The sequence below is a fragment of the Streptomyces sp. NPDC088810 genome, assembly GCF_044750305.1.
Taxonomy (GTDB): Bacteria; Actinomycetota; Actinomycetes; order Streptomycetales; family Streptomycetaceae; genus Streptomyces.
This window is the reverse complement of record NZ_JBIVJQ010000008.1, coordinates 1-20,440: the sequence shown is the minus strand read 5'-3', so window position 1 is coordinate 20,440 and position 20,440 is coordinate 1. Positions and strand designations below refer to the sequence as shown.

Below are 20,440 nucleotides of genomic sequence, written 5' to 3'. Positions count from 1 at the left end.
TGGCGCAGCAGTACCAGCAGGTGGGGCAGGGCGGGTGAGGACACTTCGGCCGGCGCCGAAACGTCACTGACGCATGCTGGGTGCATGCGCACGAAGGACCCCCAGGCCACCGGCCTCGCCTCGCTCGCCGCACTGATCGCCGACGAGACCCGCGCCGCATGCCTGCTCGCACTGCTGGACGGGCTGGCGCAGCAGTACCAGCAGGTGGGGCAGGGCGGGTGAGGACACTTCGGCCGGCGCCGAAACGTCACTGACGCATGCTGGGTGCATGCGCACGAACGACCCCCAGGCCACCGGCCTCGCCTCGCTCGCCGCACTGATCGCCGACGAGACCCGCGCCGCATGCCTGCTCGCACTGCTGGACGGGCGGGCCTGGAGCGCCGGTGAGCTGGCCCGGCACGCCGGGGTCGCCGCGTCGACGCTGAGCGAGCACCTGGGCAAACTCGTGGCGGGTGGCCTGCTCGCCGAGGAACGGCAGGGCCGGCACCGGTACGTCCGGCTGGCCGACGCGCAGGTGGCGCAGCTCGTCGAGGACCTGGCCGCGCAGGTGCCCGCGCCGGCGGCAGGGCGGACCGCGCGCACCCTGCGGCAGTCGAGCGCGGGCGCCGCCATGGCCCGGGGCCGTACCTGCTACGACCACCTGGCCGGGCGGCTCGGCATCACCGTCACGGACGCGCTGACCGAGCGGGGCCTGCTGCGCCAGGACACCGGGTTCGCGCTGACGGACGCGGGGCTGGAGTGGTTCGGCGCGGCGGGCATTCCCCTCCGACACGGCGGGCGCCGCCCGCTCGCCCGCGCCTGCCTCGACTGGACCGAGCGGCGGCCCCACCTCGCCGGGGCGGCGGGTGCCGCACTGTGCCGGCATGTGCTGGATGCCGGGTGGTGTGTCCGGATCGGTTCCGAGCGGGCCGTGAAGGTGACCCCGTCGGGAGAGCGGGCCCTGGGCGACCTGCTGGGCATCGAGCCGACGGTGCTGCGCTGAACCCGCTTGGCCGGTGGGCGGCGGGGCGAGGCGGGTCGCGGCGGGGGGCCGCGACCCGGGGGCCGCACCGGCTCAGCGTGAACCCGCCCCGGCCGCAAGGACCTTGAAGGCGGGGCGCGGACATGCCTGCGGCCCCGGCCTCGCGGGGAAGCCGGGGCGTACGAGGGCGGGCGCTAGAAGAGGACCAGGGCCCTGCCGCCCTTGCCGGCCAGCATGTTCTCGAAGGCCGCCGGAATGCCCTCCAGCCCGATCCGCTCGGTGACCAGGGCCGACAGGTCCAGTCGGCCCTGCCGCACGTGCTCGGCGAGGACCGGCAGGTCGCGGGCCGGGTCGGTGTTGCCGTAGACGCAGCCGGACAGGGTGCGGCCCCAGTGGAAGATCTCCAGGGCGTTGAAGGTGACCTGCTCCTCCTTGCCGCCGATGCCGACGACCGTGGTACGGCCGCCCCGGCGGGTGGAGTCCCAGGCGGCGCGGATGCTGACCGCGCGGCCCGCGCACTCCACGGAGACGTCGACGCCCTGCTTGCCGGTGAGGGCGCGGATCTCCCGGGGGGTGGTGTCGGAGGCGAGGACGTAGTCCGTGGCGCCGGCCGCGCGGGCCAGTTCCTCCTTCCCGGGGGAGACGTCGACCGCGATGATGCGGGACGCGCCGGCGATCCGGGCCGACTGGAGGGTGGCGAGACCGACTCCGCCGACACCGAACACGGCGACCGTCTCGCCCTCGCGGACCTTCGCCGCGTGGTGGACGGCGCCGTAGCCGGTGAGGACGGCGCAGCCCAGCAGGGCGGCGTCCGCCAGCGGCACCCCCTCCGGCAGCGGCAGCACGCAGGACGCGGCGACCACCGTCTCCTCGGCGAACGCGGCCACGTTCAGCCCGGGGTGCAGCGGGGTACCGTCGGCGGTGCGGGCGTAGACGTCTGCGGCGCCGTTCATCGCGTTGGCGCACAGCCAGACCTCGCCGAGCGTGCAGGCGTGACAACCACCACAGGCGGGCGCCCAGTTGAGAACCACGGGGGCGCCGGGCGAGACATGGCTGACACCCTCCCCGACGGCGACGACCGTGCCGGCGCCCTCGTGGCCGAGGACGGCCGGGACCGGCACCCGCATGGTGCCGTTGGACAGGGACAGGTCGGAGTGGCAGACGCCGGCGGCGGCGAGGCGCACCCGGACCTGGCCGGGGCCCGGGTCGGGCAGCTCGATGCCGGTGATCTCCAGCGGGGCACCGATGGCGGGCAGGACGGCGGCTCGTACGGCCATGGGAGTCGGACTTCCTTAGAACTGGAGGGACTTGGTCTGCAGGTACTCGGCGAGTCCGTGCGCGCCGAGCTCCCGGCCGACGCCGGACTGCTTGTAACCGCCGAAGGGCGCGAGGGGGTTGAACCGGCCGCCGTTGATGTCGACCTGGCCGGTGTCCATGCGGCGGGCGAAGGCCACCGCCTCGGCCTCGTCGGCGGCCCAGACGGCGCCCGCGAGGCCGTACACCGTGCCGTTGGCGATGCGCAGGGCGTCCTCCTCGTCGTCGTACCTCAGGATCGACAGGACCGGTCCGAAGATCTCCTCCTGGGCGATGGTCATCTCGGGTGTCACGTCCGCGAAGACCGTGGGGCTGACGAAGTAGCCCTTCTCCCGCGGGGCTTCGGGACCGCCCGCGACGAGCCGGGCGCCCTCGGCGATGCCCTTCTCGATGTAACCGCGCACCCTGGCCTGCTGCTTGGCGCTGACCACCGGTCCGATGCGGTCGCCGTACCTGGCGGCGGCGGTGGCGGCGAGTTCGACGGCCTCGGCGTACCGCTCGCGGTCGACCAGCATCCGGGTCCAGGCGCTGCACGTCTGGCCGGAGTTGGACATCACGTTGGCGACGCCGACGTTGACGGCCTTGGCGAGGTCGGCGCCCGGCAGGATGACGTTGGCGGACTTGCCGCCGAGTTCCAGGGCGACCTTCTTCACGGCCGCTCCGGCCACCGCGCCGATCTGCCGGCCGACCGCCGTGGAGCCGGTGAAGGAGACCAGGTCGACGCCCGGGTGCTCGGCGAGGGCCTGTCCGGCGACCGGGCCGAGGCCGGTGACCAGGTTGAACACACCCGCGGGCAGGCCTGCCTCGTGCACCGCCCGGGCGAAGAGCTGGGCGGTGAGCGGGGTGTCCTCGGCGGGCTTGAGGACGATCGTGCAGCCGGCGGCGAGGGCCGGCGCGACCTTGGCGACGATCTGGTGGAGGGGGTAGTTCCAGGGGGTGATCGCGCCGACCACGCCGATCGGTTCGTGCAGGACCGTGGAGTTGCCGACCTTCTCCTCGAAGGCGTGGGCCGCGGCCAGCTCGGCGTAGGAGCCGGCGACGGCGATCGGCACGGCGGCGTGCACGCTCTGGGAGAACGGAAGGGGTGAGCCCAGTTCCGCGGTGACCGTCTCGGCGATCTCGTCCTTGCGGGCCGCGAGGGCGTCCCGGAGAGCGGTCAGGCGTGCGGCGCGCTCGGCCGGGGGTGTGGCGGCCCAGGCGGGCAGGGCGGCGCGCGCGGCCCGTACGGCGGTGTCGACGTCCAGCGCGCCGCCCGCCGGGACCCGGCCGATGACCTGCTCGTCGGCGGGGTTGACGACGTCGATCACGTCCCTGCTCTCGGCGGGGCGCCAGGCGCCGTCGATGTACAGGCCGTCATGTGCCTTCATGCTGTGTCCTCCCGGCGGGTCCGCGTCGTCAGGCACACAAACTAGCGATGATAGTTTTCCGGCGCCAGACGTTCCTGAACCGCGGACGTTCGGGGACATCATCGCGAACGGACCGGCCGGCACGGGCAGGCGGTCCGCGCCGGCCGGTCCGCCGGTCACCTGGTCGCGGTCAGATGGGCGAAGACCACCACGTTGCTGGTGTAGCCGGTCCGCCGGCTGAAGAGGCCACCGCAGGTGATCACCCGCAGTTCCGGGCGGCCGGTCGGGCCGTAGACCTCCTTGTCGGGGAAGCCGGCCTTGTCGTAGACCTCCACCCGGTCCACGGAGTAGACGGCGGTACGGCCGTCCGCCCGCCCGACCTCGATGGGCTTGCCGGGTCCGACCTGGGCGAGCCCGGCGAACACGGCCGGTCCGGTCCTGGTGTCGCGGTGTCCGACGGCGACCGCGGTGCCGGCCTCGCCCGGCGTGGGGCCGCCCTGGTACCAGCCGACCAGCTTGGGCGTGTCGACGGGAGGTGTCTCCAGCTGCCGGTTCCGGTCGAGGCGGAGCGGGGTGACAGGGGCGTCGATGCCCAGGGAGCGCACGCGGAAGGACGTCGGCCGGGACCGGGGCAGCGGGCGGGGCGGCGGCGCCGGATCGCCTCCGTCGGCCCGGGAGCTGCCGGAGGCCGCCACGGCGTCCGGGCCGTGCCCGGCGGCTCCGCCGCCCGCCCCGCACCGGGAGACCACCGTCACCAGGACGACCGCGAGCAGGGCCGTCCTGACGAGGCGGTAGGCGCGGGTCCGGTACCAGGGCCTGCGTCGGTACCTACTCGGCACCATGGGGCCGCCGGCGGATCAGCCGGACGTACACGACACCACAGACGGCGACCAGGCCCACGGCACCCGCGGCGGCCACCGGGGAGTACGCGGCGGCCGTGTCGATGAGACCGCCGCCGCCCGCGTGCACCCCGCCCCTGGGGCCGTCGTGGTCGCCGCCCTGGCCCCAGGACCCGTCGTTCTGCTGGTGGTCGGCGATCTGCCCGTTCGGACCGTTGTCGCCCTTGTCCCCTTCGTGGCGTCCGTCCTTGCAGTTGACGCGGAAGACCTTCTCCTTCAGCGCCACGGGCGTGCCCACGGCCCAGCTGAGCTTGTACTGCCCGTCCGCCAGGCCCAGCGGGTCGGTGTGCCCGGCACCCCCCGCGAGCTGGATGGTGCCGGTGACGGTGGCAGCGGTGGGGAGCGGGGGCTGCGGGGTGATGGTGTAGGCGACGGCCGTGAGGGTGTCGAAATTGACGGCCTCGAGGTAGAACCTGCAGACCACCGGATCATCCTTGGCCGATCCCACGAGCGGTCCGTGGAGGTGGCGCTCGTCGTGGATCCGGATGTCGCCGTTCTCCCCCTGGGCAGCCGCGTTCGGCGCCGCCACCCATGACGCGCCGGCCGCGGCGAGGGCGGTGAGGACGACTGCGGCGCCCGCGCGAGAGCCGGCGGCGCGTGGGAGTGTCAGGGTGGGCATGCGCAATCCTCCGAGTTCAGACGATTTTCATACAAATCGCTCTTTCGCCTGGACTCTGCGTCATGCACCCCATGGGCCGTCGGCACCGACGCCCGACGCGCCGTCAGAGATCGCTCGTGCGGCGCAATCCCGGCCGCCTCCGCCCCTTCCCGGCCACCCGTCCGGCCGAGCCCCCGGGCCGGCCCGGCGACCGCAGCGCCACTCCCGACGACAGCAGCAGCAACGCCCCCAGCATCACGAACGGCGCAGCGACCCCCGCCATACCGGCGACCACACCCGCGGTGGCGGGCGCCGCGACCTGGCCGAGCCGGTTGCCGGTCAGCCGCAGGGCGAGGGCGGTGGAGCGGGCCTCGTCGGGGGCCGCCTGCACCACCGTCGTCATCGACAGCGGCTGGCCCACGCCCAGGCAGAAACCGAGGACCGTGAGCATCGCGCCGAGCACCCACACCGGCACCGGCAGCGCCACCCCGGCGCACAGCAGCGCGGCCAGCAGACAGGTCACGGTGAGCAGCGCGGGCCGGCCGAGCAGCCGCAGCAGCGGGGTGAGCACGAGCCGGCAGGCGATGGTGGCGCCGGCCCGGAGACTGAGCAGGACGCCGATCACCGACGGCGCGATGCCCCGGTGCTCGCCGACCACCGGGAGGTAGGCGGTGAGGATGTCGGTCGCGGACAGCACCGACAGGCTGATCAGCATGCCCGCGGGCACGCCCCGCGCGCGCAGGATGCCGGCGACCGGCACCCGGGCGCCCTGACCCGGGCGGGAGCCGGCGGCCGTACGGTCCTCGATGCGCCACAGCGAGGTGAACGCGACGGCCGCGCCCGCGCCCGCCACCACGAGGGCGAGCGCGCTGCTGTGCGCCATGCCGGGGCCGCCGATGAGCGCGCCCGCGGCGACCGGGCCGATGAGCTGGCCGAGGGAGGCGCCGATGGTGAAGTGACCGAAGTTGCGGTCCTGTTCGTGCGGCGCGGACTGGCGGGCCACCAGCGACTGGGCGCCGATCACGAAGCACAGGTGGCCGAGGCCCATCACCCCGCTCCACAGGGCCATCGCCCACAGCGAGCCGGCCAGTCCGCTCAGCGCGCAGCCGCCGGCGATGAGGACCACGCCCGCCGGCAGCAGGGGCGCGCAGCGGCCGTGGTCGGTGCGCCGGCCGAGCGGTACGGCGGCGAACAGCGGCAGCAGCGCGTACACACCGGCGATGACACCGACCGCGCGTTCGTCCGCACCCAGCGCGAGGGCCCGGTAGGAGACGGCGGGCCGCGCCATCGACACCGCCCCCTGCGCGAAGGAGAAGGCGATGACGAGGCGGAGCAGCCAGCCGCGGTTCCCACCGGGCGCCATGGGTACGACCTCCGTCGAGTGGTCAGATGATGCCGAACAGGACGCCCGCGCCGAGCACCACCAGTGAGGTGAGCGCGGCCCACTTGACCACGAACCGGGTGTGGTCGCCGAACTCGACCTTGGCCATGCCGACCAGGACGTACACGGCGGGGACGAGCGGGCTGGACATGTGCAGGGGCTGGCCGATGATCGAGGCGCGGGCGATCTCCACCGCGGGCACGCCGTGCGCCTGCCCGGCCTCGGCGAGCACCGGCAGGATGCCGAAGTAGAAGCCGTCGTTGGACATGAAGTAGGTGAGCGGGATGCTCAGCACGCCGGTGACGAAGGCCATGTGCGGGCCCATGCCGTCGGGGATGTTGCCCACCAGCCACTCGGCCATGTGGTCGACCATCCCGGTGCCCTGCAGGACGCCGGTGAAGACGGCGGCGGCGAAGACCATGCCGGAGACGTTGAGGACGTTCTCAGCGTGGGCGGCGATGCGGGCCTTCTGGTCCGGCATGTGCGGGAAGTTGACGGTCAGGGCGAGGGCCGCGCCGAGCAGGAACAGCACCGGGATCGGCAGCCACTCCATGATCATGGCGGTGAGCAGGACGACCGTGAGCAGCGCGTTGAACCAGTAGAGCCCGGGGCGCAGGGTGGGACGGTTCGGGTCGAGGCCCTGGAAGCCCTCGTCGGCGGGCTCGTCGCCGGGCACATCGGCGCCGGAGCCGGAACCCGCCGCGGCCTTGGCACCCGTGCCGGAAACCGCCGCGGGCCGGTCCGCCGCGCCGGAGCCGGCGCCCACGAGCACCGTCTCGGTCTCCTCGACCAGCACCTCGTCCAGCGTGAGCACGCCGAGCCGCTTGCGCTCGCGGCGGCCGAGCACGTAGGCGAGGGCGAAGACGAACAGCAGGCCCATCGCGAGGGCCGGGATCATCGGCACGAAGATGTCGCTGGCGTCGAGCTTGAGCGCGGTGGCGGCGCGGGCGGTGGGGCCGCCCCACGGCAGGGTGTTCATCACGCCGTTGGCCATCGCGGCGACGCCGGTCATCACGACCAGGGACATCTTCAGGCGCTTGTACAGCGGGTACATCGCCGAGACGGTGATCATGAAGGTGGTGGAGCCGTCGCCGTCCAGGGAGACGATCGCGGCGAGGACCGCCGTACCGACCACGATGCGCAGCGGATCGGCCTTGCAGAATTTCAGGATGCCCCGCACGACGGGGTCGAAGAGGCCGACATCGATCATCACACCGAAGTAGACGATCGCGAACATGAGCATCGCCGCGGTGGGGGCGAGGCCGGTGACGCCGTCGATGACGTAGTCGCCGAGCTTGGCGCCCTTGCCCACGAACACGCAGAACAGCGCGGGTATGAGCACGAGCGCCGCGATCGGCGACATCTTCTTCAGCATGATCAGGACCAGGAAGGTCGCGATCATGGCGAAGCCGAGGATGGTCAGCATGAGTGGATACCTAACGTTCGCCCTTGAACATCCCACCTGGGGGTCGGCGGTGCGATGACGTTAGGTCCGTTCAAACGGCGTTAACAAGACGTTGACGTGCGAGCAATAAGCGCAAATCTCCAGGTCACGGCAGTGCTACCAGCTCGACGGGGACGCCGTTGAGCACCGCGTTGCCCGAGAGCGGGTCGAGCAGACTGCCGTCGAGCAGCTGGTTGACGTTGACGCCGGGGTCGGTGGCGGCGTGGCCGAGCCGGGTGCCGGGCCGGTCGTGGCCCCAGCCGTGCGGCAGGCTCACCACCCCGGGCCGGATGCCGTCGGTGACCTCGGCGGGGGCCACCACCTCTCCCCCGGCGCCCTTGACGCGTACGTCCGCGCCGTCCCGGACGCCGAGGCGGGCGGCGTCCTCGGGGTGGATGTGCACGGTGCAGCGGTTGCTGCCGCCGGTGAGGGCGGGCACGTTGTGCATCCAGCTGTTGTTGGAGCGCAGATGGCGGCGGCCGACCAGGACGAGGCCCGCGGGGCGCTCGCGCAGGGCCGCACGGAGCCGGGGCAGGTCGCCGGCGATCGGCTCGGGCAGCAGCTCGACCTTGCCGCTGCGGGTCTTCAGCGGCTGCGGCAGGCGTGGGCGCAGCGGGCCGAGGTCGATGCCGTGCGGGTGCTCGAGCAGCCTGGCCAGGCTCAGCCCGTCGGGCCGGGCGCCGAAGCCGTCGCCGTACGGGCCGAGGCGCAGCATCAGGTCGAGCCGCCGCTCGGGGCCGTTGTCGCCGGTGAGCCGAGCGGCCAGCTCACGCGGGTCGCGGCCGAAGACCGGCGTGTGCTCCTCCTGCACCGCCTTGCCCAGGGTCTGGTCGATGACCATGGCGTCGACGGCGGCCGGGTCGGCGCCGTGCATGCCGCTCACCGCCAGGACCAGCCGGGCGAGGATCTCGCTCTCCGCCATGCGGCCGGGCTCCAGCGGGACGGCGGGGCGGCTGTAGCGGACCTGGTTGCGCACGGCGAGGGTGTTGAAGGCGAAGTCGTGGTGCGGGCTCTGCGCGGGCGGGGGTGGCGGCAGCACGACGTCGGCGTGGCGGGAGGTCTCGTTCAGGTACGGGTCGACGCTGACCATGAAGTCCAGGGACTCCAGGGCCTTGTCGAGGCGGTCGCCGTCGGGCGCGGAGAGCACGGGGTTGGCGGCGATCGCGATCAGGGCGCGCACCGGGGTGCCCTCGTCGGTCGCGGTGTCGATCTCCTCCGCGAGCGCGGAGAGCGGCAACTCGCCCTTGGCCTCGGGGTGCTTGCTCACCCGGGAGTGCCAGCGGCCGAGCGCGAAGCCGCGGCCGGGGCCCGCCGGGCGGGGTGTCCTGTCGGTGGCGGCCTGCGGGAAGAGGGCGCCGCCGGGGCGGTCCAGGTTGCCGGTGAGGATGTTGAGGACGTCGACCAGCCAGCTGGCCAGGGTGCCGTGCGGGACGGTGCAGCTGCCGATGCGGGCGTAGACGGCGGCGGTGGGGGCGGCGGCGAGGTCGCGGGCCAGGGTGCGGATGTCACCGGCGTCCAGGTCGCAGGCGGGTGCTACGGCTTGGGGGGTGAAGTCGGCCAGTGCGTCCCGGAGTTCGTCGAGTCCCTGGACGTGCGGGGCGAGGTGCCCGAGGTCGACCAGGTCCTCGGCGAAGAGGGTGTGTGCCATCGCGGCGAGCAGCAGGGCGTCGGTGCCGGGGCGGATCGCGAGGTGCCGGTCGGCGAGCTTGGCGGTACGGGTGCGGCGCGGGTCCACGACGGTGAGGCGGCCGCCGCGGGCCTTGAGGGCCTTGAGCCGGCCGGGGAAGTCGGGGGCGGTGCACAGGCTGCCGTTGGACTCCAGCGGGTTGGCACCGAGGAGCAGCAGGTGGTCGGTGTGGTCGAGGTCCGGCACCGGTATCGCGCCCGCGTCGCCGAACAGCAGCCCGCTGGAGACGTGCTTGGGCATCTGGTCGACCGTGGAGGCGGTGAACAGGCTGCGGGTGCGCAGGGCGCCGACCAGGACGGGCGGGTAGAGGCCGCCGGCCATGGTGTGCACGTTGGGGTTGCCGAGGACCACGCCGACGGCGTCGGGGCCGTACCGCTCCACGACCGGGCGCAGGCCGGCGGCGACCGCGTCGAAGGCCTCCTCCCAGGTGGCCTCGCGCAGGGTGCCGTGCTCGCGCACGAGCGGGGTGCGCAGCCGGTCCGGGTCGCCGTCGACGGCACCGAAGGCGGCGCCCTTGGGGCAGATGAACCCCTTGCTGAAGACATCGTCCCGGTCGCCGCGGGCGCCGGTGACGCGGGTGCCCTCGACGGTGAGGGTCAGCCCGCAGGTGGCCTCGCACAGGGGGCAGATTCGCAGGGCGGTGCGGGACACGGGTCCTCCCGTAGGGGTCGGCGGCGGGTCGCCCGGGCGCACGCGGGCGGGCAGGCTCGGGGTGAGCATACCGACCGGTATGCATGGAGGGGAGGCCCTTGCCGGACTCGTCACACGGGAGGGTCGGGGCCCTGCGCTAGTCCAGCACCCGCCTCAGGTACGCCCGCAGCAGCTCCCGCGTCTCGTGGATGATCGCCTCGTCCCCCTCGGGATCGACCCGGAAGGCCAGCTGGACCAGGGTGTCCGCGGTCTCCACGGCGACCAGGAAGACGCGGCCCAGCTCCTCGTCCGGGGTGCGGCCCAGATAGCCCGAGAGCAGCTGGATGAGCCGGTCGGCGACCCGGGTGTTGGGCTCGGCCTGCCGGACGCCGACCGGGATCTGGTTGCCGAAGTCGACCAGGGAGAAGCCGGGGGCGGTGCGCTTCATGGCGAGGTACTCGTCCAGGACGGCGTCCATCGCGGCCCGCCAGTCCCCCTTGCGGGCTTCCTTCAGCCGCTCGGTGACGCGCTCGACGTACCGCTCCAGGTTGCGCTGGGCGAGGGCGTCGGCCATCTGCCGCTTGTTGCCGAAGAAGCGGTAGACCGAGCCGATGGGGACTCCGGCGCGCTCGGCGACCGCGCGCGTGCTCAGGGCGTCGTAGCCGACCTCGTCGAGGAGTTCGGCGCAGGCGTCCAGGATCCTGGTCAGCCGTTCGGCGCTGCGCCGCTGGACGGGCGCGCGGCGGAGCGATGTCGCGTGGGGCACGGGCTTCATGATGCCTTTCCGCCGGGGTCCGGTGAACCTCTCCCCCCAGTACGAAGACGGGTGGCCTGTGCACTCACTCATGAGGACGGGCGGCCGGTGTGCGCTCACCGCCCGCGGTGCTCATCCGCCCGCTGCGGGTGACGCGGTCGCGGCCGCGGCCGACGGGTCCGGTGTGTCCGCCTCCGCGTCGGACACCGTGATGTCGGCGGTGCTCTCGACCGGCTTGCCGTGCACGGCCCAGACCGTGCCGTCGTCGGCGTACAGGCGCGCGGTGACCGCATGGGTGCCGTGCGGGACGACGCCGGCGGCCACGTGGTACGCGGGGCCGTGCAACCGGGCGATCCCGCGGCCGTCCACGAAGAGGCGGGCGAAGCCGTGGCCGGTGACCGCCGCCGGCCGCGCGCCCGGCGCGGAGCAGCGGAAGTGCCGGAAGGCCAGCCGGACGTCCCAGCCGCCGGCCGGGTCCGGGGTGACCTCGATGCCGACCCGGGGGGCGTTCTTCGTGGGCACCTCCCGCAGGTTGCGGCCGGTGTCGTCCGTCTCGTCCAGCACCTTTCCCACGGGTGAGGGGGAGACCGTCCCCCCGTGCGCCTCACCGGCGGTGCAGGCCGCCGCTCCGAACGGCAGCAGGACGCACACCGCGAGCGCGGCGAGCGGTCCACGCTTCCTCTTCGTCCACGACATGACCGGGAGCGTAGAACAGCGGCCCGGCGCCCCGGATCCCCCTCAGGTCTGGTTCCGCCCCTACCCCTGTGGGAGGACCCGGGACCCTCTTGCGCGGGCCCCCGCTGATTCCTACGGTGTTGCATAGGAATCGGGAGCGCAAGGGAGCGATCATGAGCGGGGACGCACGGAAGACCGCCGAGGGGCTGACGTACCTGACCGGGTTCGGCAACGAACACGCCTCGGAGGCGGTGCCGGGTGCCCTGCCCGAGGGCCGCAACTCGCCGCAGCGCGCGCCGCTCGGCCTGTACGCCGAGCAGTTGAGCGGTTCGGCCTTCACCGAGCCGCGGGCGCACAACCGCCGCTCCTGGCTGTACCGCATCCGCCCGTCGGCCGCGCACCCGGCCTTCACCCGCACCGGCAACGGCGCGCTGCGCACGGCCCCCTTCACCGAGACCGTGCCCGACCCCAACCGGCTGCGCTGGAACCCGCTGCCCGAGCCCCCGGCCGGCACCGATTTCCTCGGCGGCCTGTGGACCCTGGGCGGCAACGGCGACGCGACCCAGCGCACCGGCATGGCCGTGCACCTGTACCACGCCAACGCCTCGATGGAGCGGGTCTTCTCCGACGCCGACGGGGAGCTGCTCATCGTGCCCGAGCGGGGCGGGCTGCTGCTGCACACCGAGTTCGGCCGGCTTCATGTGGAACCGGCCCATGTCGCGCTGATCCCGCGTGGGGTGCGCTTCCGTGTGGAGCTGCTGGACACTGCGTCCGACGGCGGGCAGAGCCCGACCGCCCGGGGCTATGTCTGCGAGAACTACGGGGCGCCCTTCCGGCTGCCCGACCTCGGCCCGATCGGCGCCAACGGGCTCGCGCATCCCCGGGACTTCCGGGCGCCGGTCGCGGCGTACGAGGACGTCGAGGGCCCGGTGGAGGTGGTGAACAAGTTCTGCGGCACCCTCTGGACGGCCACCTACGACCACAGCCCCCTGGACGTGGTCGCCTGGCACGGCAACTATGTGCCGTACGTCTACGACCTGCGCCGGTTCAATGTCATCGGCACCATCTCCTACGACCACCCCGACCCGTCCATCTTCACCGTCCTGACCTCCCCGTCGGACACCCCGGGCCTGGCCGGCGTGGACTTCGTGGTCTTCGCGCCGCGCTGGCTGGTGGGCGAGGACACCTTCCGGCCGCCCTACTTCCACCGGAACGTGATGAGCGAGTACATGGGCCTGATCGAGGGCGCGTACGACGCCAAGGCGGAGGGCTTCGTGCCCGGCGGCGGCTCGCTGCACAACATGATGTCGGCGCACGGCCCGGACCGGGAGACCTTCGACAAGGCGAGCGCGGCCGAGCTGCGACCGCAGAAGATCGACGACGGGCTGGCCTTCATGTTCGAGACCCGCTGGCCGGTGACCCTCACCCCGCACGCGGCCGGCGCCGACCACCTCCAGCAGCGCTACGACGACGTGTGGCAGGGACTGGAGCGCCACTTCCGGGCGTGACGGCAACCGTTGCGCCGAACGTTCTCCGCCAGGTACGGATAGCCGCGTGACCTCCTTCGCCCCGGATTCGATCGTCCTGAACCGCAAGCTGCCGCTGTGGTACCAGGTGTCGCAGTCGCTGCGCGCCTCGATACTGGGCCGCTCGCCCGAGGACCCGCTGCGCCTGCCCACCGAGGAGCAGCTGGCGGAGCACTACGGCGTGAGCGTGCTGACCATGCGGCAGGCGCTGAAGGAGCTGGAGGACGAGGGCCTGATCAGCCGGCACCGGCGGCGCGGCACGTTCATCGAACCAGACGTGCGGCGCGGGGCCCCGGTCCGGCTGCTGGGCTCGGTGGACGCGATCGTGGCCCAGCAGTCCGGGATGACGACCGAACTGCTCGGCCACGGCCGGGTGCCGGTGCCGGCCGGGCTCGCCGAGTACTTCCCGGACCTCGCGGAGGTGGCGGCGTACCACCGCCTGCGCAGCGACGAGAAGACCGGCGAGCCGACCAACCACGCCGTCAACCACATCCGTCCCGAACTGGCCGAGCGCATCGACCTGGACGACCTGGTCCGCTGGCCGATGACCAAGGTGCTGCGGGACCTGGTGAAAGCGGACATCAGCCGGATCACGGACACCGTGGAGGCCCGGCTCGCCGACCCGGAGACGGCCCGGCTGCTCGAAGTCCCGCTGCTCAGCCCGATCCTGCACTACACGGGCGTGACGTACGACACCGAGGGCCGGGTGCTGGACGTGGCGGTCATCCACTACCGGGGGGACCGCTTCTCGTTCACGGTGACCCTCGACGCCACCTGATTCCGGGTGGCGGTCCAGGCCGTACCATGCCCAGCGTGACGCACGACGACGCTCCGCTGCTGGCGGACCTCATGCCGTGGTCCGTTGCACCGTTGCGGCCGGGCCGCGCCTGGCCGTTGGCGCCCGATGCGGTCTCGCTCAGGGCCCGGTGGGACGCCCTGCTGAGGGCCGAGGGGCCGGACCGGGAGCGCCTGTTCGAGGCGACCCGCGCCCGTACGCTCGGGTCGGCGGTGGGGCAGTTGCCCGGGCAGTCCACCGGTACCGAGCGGCTGGCGCGCGCCGAGGGGCCCTGTGCGGAGCCGGTGCGGGTCCTGGCCGCCGCCTTCGACGAGCGGTGGCTGATCCCGGACCACCGGCTGCTCGACGCGGCCCGTCCGGAGCTGTGGCGGGTGGCGGACGCGCGGCAGGTGTTCACCGTGGAGACGGGCGACGCCGACGGCCCGCTGCTGGCGACCTCGCACCTGCCCGTGCTGCGCACCGGCCGCGTCCGCCCGCTGTACCGCCGCCCCGGCGGCAGGGAGCCGAACCTGGCCCCCGGCCTGCTGGACCACCTGTCGGCCCGGCTGGGCACCCGCCCCTCGGCGCCGGACGTGCTGGCCTGGATCCTGGCGACGGTCCGCCCCGACCTCACCGTCCCCCTCACCGAGGACCCCGGCCTGTGGGCGGCCGGCGTGGACGCGGGCCGCCGGACGCTGTGGCTGATGCTCCGCGACGGCGAGCGCCCCAGGCTGCCCGGCGGCCGCCGTCCGTACGTCCGCGCGCCCCTGCCGAGCCGGCCCGCCGGCCTGCACTACGACCGCGACGAGGAGACCCTGCAGCTGGACGAGGGCCGTATCTCGCCCGTCCCGCCCGAGGCCTGGGACTACGAGGTGGCCGGAGCCCGGGTCCTGGAGAGCTGGTTCGCGGCCCGCACCGCACCGGCCGAGCCGGGCACACTGGCCGCGATCCGCCCGGCTGCCTGGCCGCAGACGTGGACCTCGGAGCTGCTGGAGCTGATCACGGTCCTCGCCCTGCTGGCGGAAGTGCGATCCCTGCGGGCCGGGTTCGAGGTGACGTCACCGGTCACGCCCGCCGACCTGCGGCAGGCGGGCGTGCTGCCGGTACCGGAGCCGTCCCGCCGCCCCGCCTCGGTCCTCGACCACCACGAGGAAGGTCCGGAAGGACAGTTCGCGCTGCTCTAGCCCGCCGCCCGCCGGCGCAGCGCGGTCTCCAGCCGGGCCATGTCCTCGGCGTCCTTCGGCCTTGGGGAACATCGGTACAGCCGTTAGCGCTAAGCACTTGATCTTGAGCGGGTACCACAGGTTATCCACTGAGCGCGGGCGTTCAGAGGAAGATCGTCGGCGGGGTGTGGGGCGTCGGTACCGTCCGCCGGTGCCGGTGGAATTCCTAACTGATGAGCAGGCTGAGGCGTATGGGAAGTTCGCCGAGGAGCCGACGAGACCCGAGCTGGAGCGCTTCTTCTTCCTCGACGACGAGGACCGGAGGCTGATCGCGAAGCGCCGTGGTGACCACAGCCGTCTCGGCTTCGCCTTGCAGATGTGCACGGTCCGGTACATCGGGCTGTTCCTGGAGGACCCCCTCGCGGTGCCGTGGCCGGTGATCGAGCACGTGGGCGAGCAGCTGGGCACCGAGGACGTCTCGTGCATCAAGCGCTACACCGAGCGGCAGATGACCGCGTACGAGCACGCGTGGGAGATCCGGGATGCCTACGGCTACCACCCGTACGACGATGCGGAGTGGTCCCGGAAGTTCCGCTCGTTCCTGCACGGCCGGGCGTGGACGCATGCGGAGGGGCCGGTGGCGCTGTTCAACCAGGCGGTGGGCTGGCTGCGCCGGAACAGGGTGCTGCTGCCAGGCGTGAGCGTGTTGGCGCGGCAGGTCTCTGAAGTTCGGACGATCGCCGAGAAGCGGCTGCATGCCACCGTCGCCCGTGCCGCGGCCCGCGCGGACCGGGAGCTGCCCGAGCAGCTGGTGGCGACGCTGGTCACGCCGGAGGGGAAGCGGTACTCGGAGCTGGAGCGGCTGCGCCGGCCGCCGACGCGGACGACGGGCACGGCGTTCGCTCGCGCGCTCGAGCGGGTGGACGAGATCGGCGCGTTCGGTCTGGGCCGGGTGCGGCTGAACAAGCTTCTGGCGCGCGGACCTGCCCGCCCCGGTCCGCGCCCAGGACGACACCGTGAAGTCGCGGGCGGAAGCCGCAGGGAAGGCGGGGTACGGGCCGCTGGAGGCTCTGGCCCGCAACAAGGTGAACCTCAAGAAGATCGAGACCTGGTGGCCGGACATGCTCCGCGTCGCCGGATCACTGGTCACCAATCAGGTCCGTGCCTACGACCTGCTGCGGATGTTCGGCCGCGACGGCCACCCGACCCCGCTGGGCCAGGCGTTCGCCGAGTACAGCCGGATCGAGAAGACTGTGCACCTGCTCAACCTGGTCGACCCCACCGACGACACCTACCGTCGCCGGATGAACCGCCAGCTCACCGTGCAGGAATCACGGCACACCCTGGCGCGAGCGATCTGCTACGGCAAGCGCGGCCATATCCAGCAGCCCTTCCGCCAGGGTCAGGAGGACCAGCTCGCCGCGCTCGGCCTGGTCCTCAACGCCGTGGTGCTGTGGAACACCCGCTACCTCGACGCCGCGCTCACCGCGCTGCGCGAGGCCGGCACGCAGGTGTAGGGGGCAACACCTCGGGGTCTCGGTCCGGGAGCGTCGGCGGGCCGGGGAGTGGCAGGTTTTCGGGAATGCGACGGCCGTTATGTGGTTTCCGCGGATTTGTGCCGGGAGAAGTAGCCGGATATGCCTCCTGCCGTACGGCAGGAGGCGAGGGAGATGAGGAGGGGGACTGTGGTGGGTAACGCAAGCGGTTCGGATCAGGAGTGGATGGACCTGGCGGACGCGATCACGCTGCTGCGGGACCAGGTCGCCGAGGCCCAGGACCGGATCGCCGACCCGGCGGGCCGGGACCAGGGGGTGCTGTTCACGCTGGGGGAGATCACGCTGGATCTCGGTTTGGAGCTGACCGGCACCAAGGGCATCAACGGCGGACTGCGCTGGAGCGTGATCAGCCTGGGCGGCAAGAAGGAAAGCAGCCGCAAGGCCACCCACACGGTGACCGTGAAGCTGACCCCGCACCGGCCCGGCGGTGGCGACATCGACGTCAGCGACGAGGAGTAGGCCCTCCAGACACGTGCCGGAGGCGGCGAGAAGGAAGCGGGGGAGAGCTGGTGGAGTTCGACCGGCGGGTGCAGATCCGGGTGGACCGACTGGAGAAGGGGCAGCGGAAGAAGGGGTTCGGCTCCGGCTACCTGGTGGGACCGCGGCTGGTGCTGACTGCCGCCCACGTCCTGGACCACGTGGATCCCGGCGCTGACAGCCCGGTGACGGTGAGTCTGCCGGATACCGGCGGGCGGGAGTTCCCTGCGGTGGTGCGCTGGCAGCGCACGGACGAGACCGTGGACGCCGCGCTGATCGAGATCGCCGACGGCCATGGCTGGCTGGTGCCGCAGTCCCTCAGCGACCTGCTCACCCGGCCGCCCCAGCGCTACGGCCTCATCATCGGAACCCGCCCCCACCCGGTCACTGCGAGCGGCTTCCCCCGCCTGCAGAAGGACACCACAGACGGTCGGCGGCTGGATGAACAGTTCGCCGGCCGTATCGCCCCGGGTACCGGCTCCCTGGCCGGCCGCTACGAACTCACCGGCACCGACCCCACCCCCGCCGCCGCAATAGACACCCCTGGCGGCGGGAGCCCCTGGTCGGGCATGTCGGGCGCCGCCGTCCTCACCGACGACGGCTACGGCTCAGACCTGCTGTGCGGCGTCATGCGCCGCGACCGTCAGGCCGACAACGGCACCCGACTGACCGCCACCCCCGCCGCCCGTCTCCTCGCCGACGACGCCTTCCGCGCCCTCATCACCGAGCACACCGGCTGGGAACCCGTCCTCGAACCGGTCGAACCCGCCCCCCTGCTCACCTCCGCCGCCGTCCACCGCAACCTCCGCTCCCCCGCCGCCCTCCTGCGCGCCGACGCCGAAGCCGTCGTCTTCCACGGACGCGAGAGCGAACTCGCCGACTTGCACTCGTGGTGCGAGAACGGCCCGCCCGCCATCCAGGTACGCGTGCTGACCGGCCCCGGAGGACAGGGCAAGACCCGCCTCGCCCGCCGACTCACCGACACCCTTGGCTGGCGCGGCTGGGTCACCGGACACCTGAGCTCGGACCTCACCGACGACCCCACCCCGAACGCCGCCCCGCCCGACTTCACCACCTTGGCCACATCCCTGCCCCTGCTGCTGGTCGTCGACTACGCCGAGACCCGCCCCCGCCTGCTGCGCCGCCTCCTCACCCACCTGCACCGCTCCCGGCACCGGGTGCGCGTGCTGCTGCTCGCACGCTCCGACGGGCAATGGCGCACCGGCTCCCTCCAGGCCATCGCCGACGTACGAGACCTTCTCGAAGAAGCCCCGGTCATCCCGCTCGCCCCGCTCATCCCCACCAGCCAGGCAGCCCACGACCGGCGCAACGCCTTCTACCGCGCCGCCCATGACCTCGCCCTCCTGCTGCCGCTGCTTCCCAATCTGCCCGCACACGAGTGGACATCCCTGGCCGCCGCGCTCCGGACCCCCACAGACCTGCACGACCACCGCTACGACAACGTCCTCACCCTGCAGATGACCGCCCTGGTCGGCCTCCTGCAGCACGGACCGCGACCCGTCGACGCGGCCCCCGGCACCCCACCGGAGCGCACCCTCCTCAAACACGAGGACCGCTTCTGGGAAGCCAGCGCCAATTCGCCCGCCTACAGACTCGGCCTGCCCGCTCCCACCCTGGGCACCGCCGTGGCGGTGGCCGCCCTGTGCGGCGCCGGCACGAAGGACGAGGCTCTGCGCGTCATCACGACCCTGCCCGGCCTGCCTGCCCACCAGACGGCACTCGCCGCCGCGTGGCTCGCCTCCCTGTACCCGGCCGACGGCGACCGCTACTGGGGTTCCCTCCAACCCGACCGCGTCGCCGAATACCACGCCTCCCGCGCCCTCATCGAAGGCGACATCCTGCTGCCCGCCCTGCTCGGCGCGGCAGCGCCCGGACAACAGGCCCAGCTCATCACCGTCCTGGCCCGCGCTGCCATCGCCCACTACAACTCCGGCCGCACGACCGCCAGTGAACAAGTCGTCCACACCCTGGACACGGCTCTGAGCAGTGCCCCCCTGACCTATCAAGGCGTACAGACCGCAGCAGACGCCCTCCCCTACCCATCCCGCGTCATCGCCCCCCTCGCACTTCGCCTCACCACCGTCATCGTCCACACCCACCAGCAACTCGCCGCGGGCAACCCGGCTGCCTACGGTCGCGCCCTAGCTGCCTCGCTGTCCAACCTCGGTGTCCGGCTGGCGGAGGTGGGGCGGCAGGTCGAGGCTCTGACCGCTGCCGAGGAGGCGGTGAAGATCTACCGTCGGCTGGCGGAGGGCAACCCGGCCGCCTACGAACCCGACCTCGCCGCCTCGCTGTCCAACCTCGGTATCGAGCTGGCGGAGGTGGGGCGGCGGAGCGAGGCCCTGACCGCTGCGGAGGAGGCGGTGAAGATCCGGCGTCGGCTGGCGGAGGGCAACCCGGCCGCCTACGAACCCGACCTCGCGCGCTCGCTGTCCAGCTTCGGCGGCCGGCTGGCGGAGGTGGGGCGGCGGGGTGAGGCCCTGACCGCCGAGCAGGAGGCGGTGAAGATCCGGCGTCGGCTGGCGGAGGGCAACCCGGCCGCCTACGAACCCGACCTCGCGCGCTCGCTGTCCAACCTCGGTGTCCGGCTGGCGGAGGTGGGGCGGCGGGGTGAGGCCCTGACCGCCGAGCAGGAGGCGATGAAGATCCGGCGTCGGCTGGCGGAGGGCAACCCGGCCGCCTACGAACCCGACCTCGCGCGCTCGCTGTCCAACCTCGGCATCCGGCTGGCAGAGGCAGGGCGGCGAGGTGAGGCCCTGACCGCCGAGCAGGAGGCGATGAAGATCTACCGTCGGCTGGCGGAGGGCAACCCGGCCGCCTACGAACCCGACCTCGCCACCTCGCTGTCCAACCTCGGTGTCCAGCTGGCCCAGGTGGGGCGGCGAGGTGAGGCCCTGACCGCCGAGCAGGAGGCGATGAAGATCCGGCGTCGGCTGGCGGAGGGCAACCCGGCCGCCTACGAACCCGACCTCGCCACCTCGCTGTCCAACCTCGGCAACCGGCTGGCGGAGGCAGGGCGGCGGGGCCAAGCCCTGACCGCTGCCGAGGAGGCGATGAAGATCCGGCGTCGGCTGGCGGAGGGCAACCCGGCCGCCTACGAACCCGACCTCGCGCGCTCGCTGTCCAACCTCGGCAACCGGCTGGCGGAGGCAGGGCGGCGGGGCCAAGCCCTGACCGCTGCCGAGGAGGCGGTGAAGATCTACCGTCGGCTGGCGGAGGGCAACCCGGCCGCC

At 73.0% G+C, this 20,440-nt stretch carries 16 protein-coding genes and 2 pseudogenes; 9 read left to right on the top strand and 9 right to left on the bottom strand.

Going from position 1 to position 20,440, the window contains the following annotated elements; genetic code table 11:
* Nucleotides 1-84 precede the first annotated feature (84 nt).
* Both ACIP4Y_RS24365 and ACIP4Y_RS24360 read left to right on the top strand, forming a co-directional pair.
* Entirely contained in the window at nt 85-222 is a 138-nt protein-coding gene (locus ACIP4Y_RS24365; protein ID WP_401397115.1) for a hypothetical protein, read from the top strand.
* A gap of 46 nt (nt 223-268) precedes the next feature.
* A complete protein-coding gene (locus tag ACIP4Y_RS24360) occupies nt 269-982 on the top strand; it encodes an ArsR/SmtB family transcription factor (protein WP_401397113.1) in 714 nt (237 codons plus the stop codon).
* Nucleotides 983-1,155: 173 nt separating this feature from the next.
* On the opposite strand, the gene ACIP4Y_RS24355 is transcribed toward ACIP4Y_RS24360, so the two are convergent.
* The 9 genes from ACIP4Y_RS24355 to ACIP4Y_RS24315 form a co-directional block, all read right to left on the bottom strand.
* The gene (locus tag ACIP4Y_RS24355) at nt 1,156-2,238 is read right to left on the bottom strand and encodes a Zn-dependent alcohol dehydrogenase (protein ID WP_401397111.1); all 1,083 of its coding nucleotides are present in this window, start codon (nt 2,236-2,238) and stop codon (nt 1,156-1,158) included.
* A 15-nt stretch (nt 2,239-2,253) separates the two neighbouring features.
* Nucleotides 2,254-3,642 (bottom strand): aldehyde dehydrogenase family protein, encoded by a 1,389-nt coding sequence (locus ACIP4Y_RS24350; RefSeq protein ID WP_401397108.1) that lies wholly within the window; start codon nt 3,640-3,642, stop codon nt 2,254-2,256.
* A 155-nt stretch (nt 3,643-3,797) separates the two neighbouring features.
* A complete protein-coding gene (locus ACIP4Y_RS24345) occupies nt 3,798-4,463 on the bottom strand; it encodes a class F sortase (RefSeq protein WP_401397105.1) in 666 nt (221 codons plus the stop codon).
* Nucleotides 4,450-5,139, bottom strand: a complete 690-nt coding sequence (locus ACIP4Y_RS24340; protein WP_358642313.1) for a hypothetical protein — start codon at nt 5,137-5,139, stop codon at nt 4,450-4,452. The genes ACIP4Y_RS24345 and ACIP4Y_RS24340 overlap by 14 nt, the downstream gene beginning before the upstream one ends.
* A 103-nt stretch (nt 5,140-5,242) precedes the next feature.
* Nucleotides 5,243-6,481 carry an MFS transporter gene (locus ACIP4Y_RS24335; RefSeq protein ID WP_401397102.1) on the bottom strand — a complete coding sequence of 413 codons (1,239 nt, stop codon included), beginning with the start codon at nt 6,479-6,481 and terminating at the stop codon, nt 5,243-5,245.
* A 22-nt stretch (nt 6,482-6,503) separates the two neighbouring features.
* On the bottom strand, nt 6,504-7,925 hold the full coding sequence (locus tag ACIP4Y_RS24330; protein ID WP_401397099.1) for a CitMHS family transporter: 1,422 nt from the start codon (nt 7,923-7,925) through the stop codon (nt 6,504-6,506).
* Between the two features lie 124 nt (nt 7,926-8,049).
* On the bottom strand, nt 8,050-10,281 hold the full coding sequence (locus ACIP4Y_RS24325) for a molybdopterin oxidoreductase family protein (RefSeq protein WP_401397096.1): 2,232 nt from the start codon (nt 10,279-10,281) through the stop codon (nt 8,050-8,052).
* 136 nt (nt 10,282-10,417) lie between these two features.
* On the bottom strand, nt 10,418-11,035 hold the full coding sequence (locus tag ACIP4Y_RS24320) for a TetR/AcrR family transcriptional regulator (protein ID WP_358642321.1): 618 nt from the start codon (nt 11,033-11,035) through the stop codon (nt 10,418-10,420).
* Nucleotides 11,036-11,146: 111 nt separating this feature from the next.
* Nucleotides 11,147-11,710, bottom strand: coding sequence for a hypothetical protein (locus tag ACIP4Y_RS24315; RefSeq protein WP_401397092.1), 564 nt, complete (start codon nt 11,708-11,710; stop codon nt 11,147-11,149).
* 152 nt (nt 11,711-11,862) lie between these two features.
* Here ACIP4Y_RS24315 and hmgA point away from each other — a divergent pair, with 152 nt between their 5' ends.
* The 7 genes and pseudogenes from hmgA to ACIP4Y_RS24280 all read left to right on the top strand — a co-directional run.
* The gene (gene hmgA, locus ACIP4Y_RS24310; RefSeq protein ID WP_401397089.1) at nt 11,863-13,197 is read left to right on the top strand and encodes a homogentisate 1,2-dioxygenase; all 1,335 of its coding nucleotides are present in this window, start codon (nt 11,863-11,865) and stop codon (nt 13,195-13,197) included.
* 46 nt (nt 13,198-13,243) lie between these two features.
* Complete coding sequence (locus ACIP4Y_RS24305) at nt 13,244-13,993, top strand: GntR family transcriptional regulator (protein ID WP_358642327.1); 750 nt, start codon at nt 13,244-13,246, stop codon at nt 13,991-13,993.
* A gap of 26 nt (nt 13,994-14,019) precedes the next feature.
* Nucleotides 14,020-15,174: a type ISP restriction/modification enzyme gene (locus ACIP4Y_RS24300; protein WP_401397085.1), complete on the top strand. Its 1,155-nt coding sequence runs from the start codon at nt 14,020-14,022 to the stop codon at nt 15,172-15,174.
* A gap of 190 nt (nt 15,175-15,364) precedes the next feature.
* A pseudogene (locus ACIP4Y_RS24295) lies at nt 15,365-16,123 on the top strand (DUF4158 domain-containing protein); the annotation flags it as partial.
* Nucleotides 16,124-16,193: 70 nt separating this feature from the next.
* A pseudogene (locus ACIP4Y_RS24290) lies at nt 16,194-16,667 on the top strand (Tn3 family transposase); the annotation flags it as partial.
* Between the two features lie 171 nt (nt 16,668-16,838).
* Entirely contained in the window at nt 16,839-17,168 is a 330-nt protein-coding gene (locus tag ACIP4Y_RS24285; protein WP_401397082.1) for a trypco2 family protein, read from the top strand.
* 50 nt (nt 17,169-17,218) lie between these two features.
* The coding region (locus ACIP4Y_RS24280; RefSeq protein ID WP_401397079.1) for a tetratricopeptide repeat protein at nt 17,219-20,440 on the top strand (3,222 nt) is incomplete at its 3' end.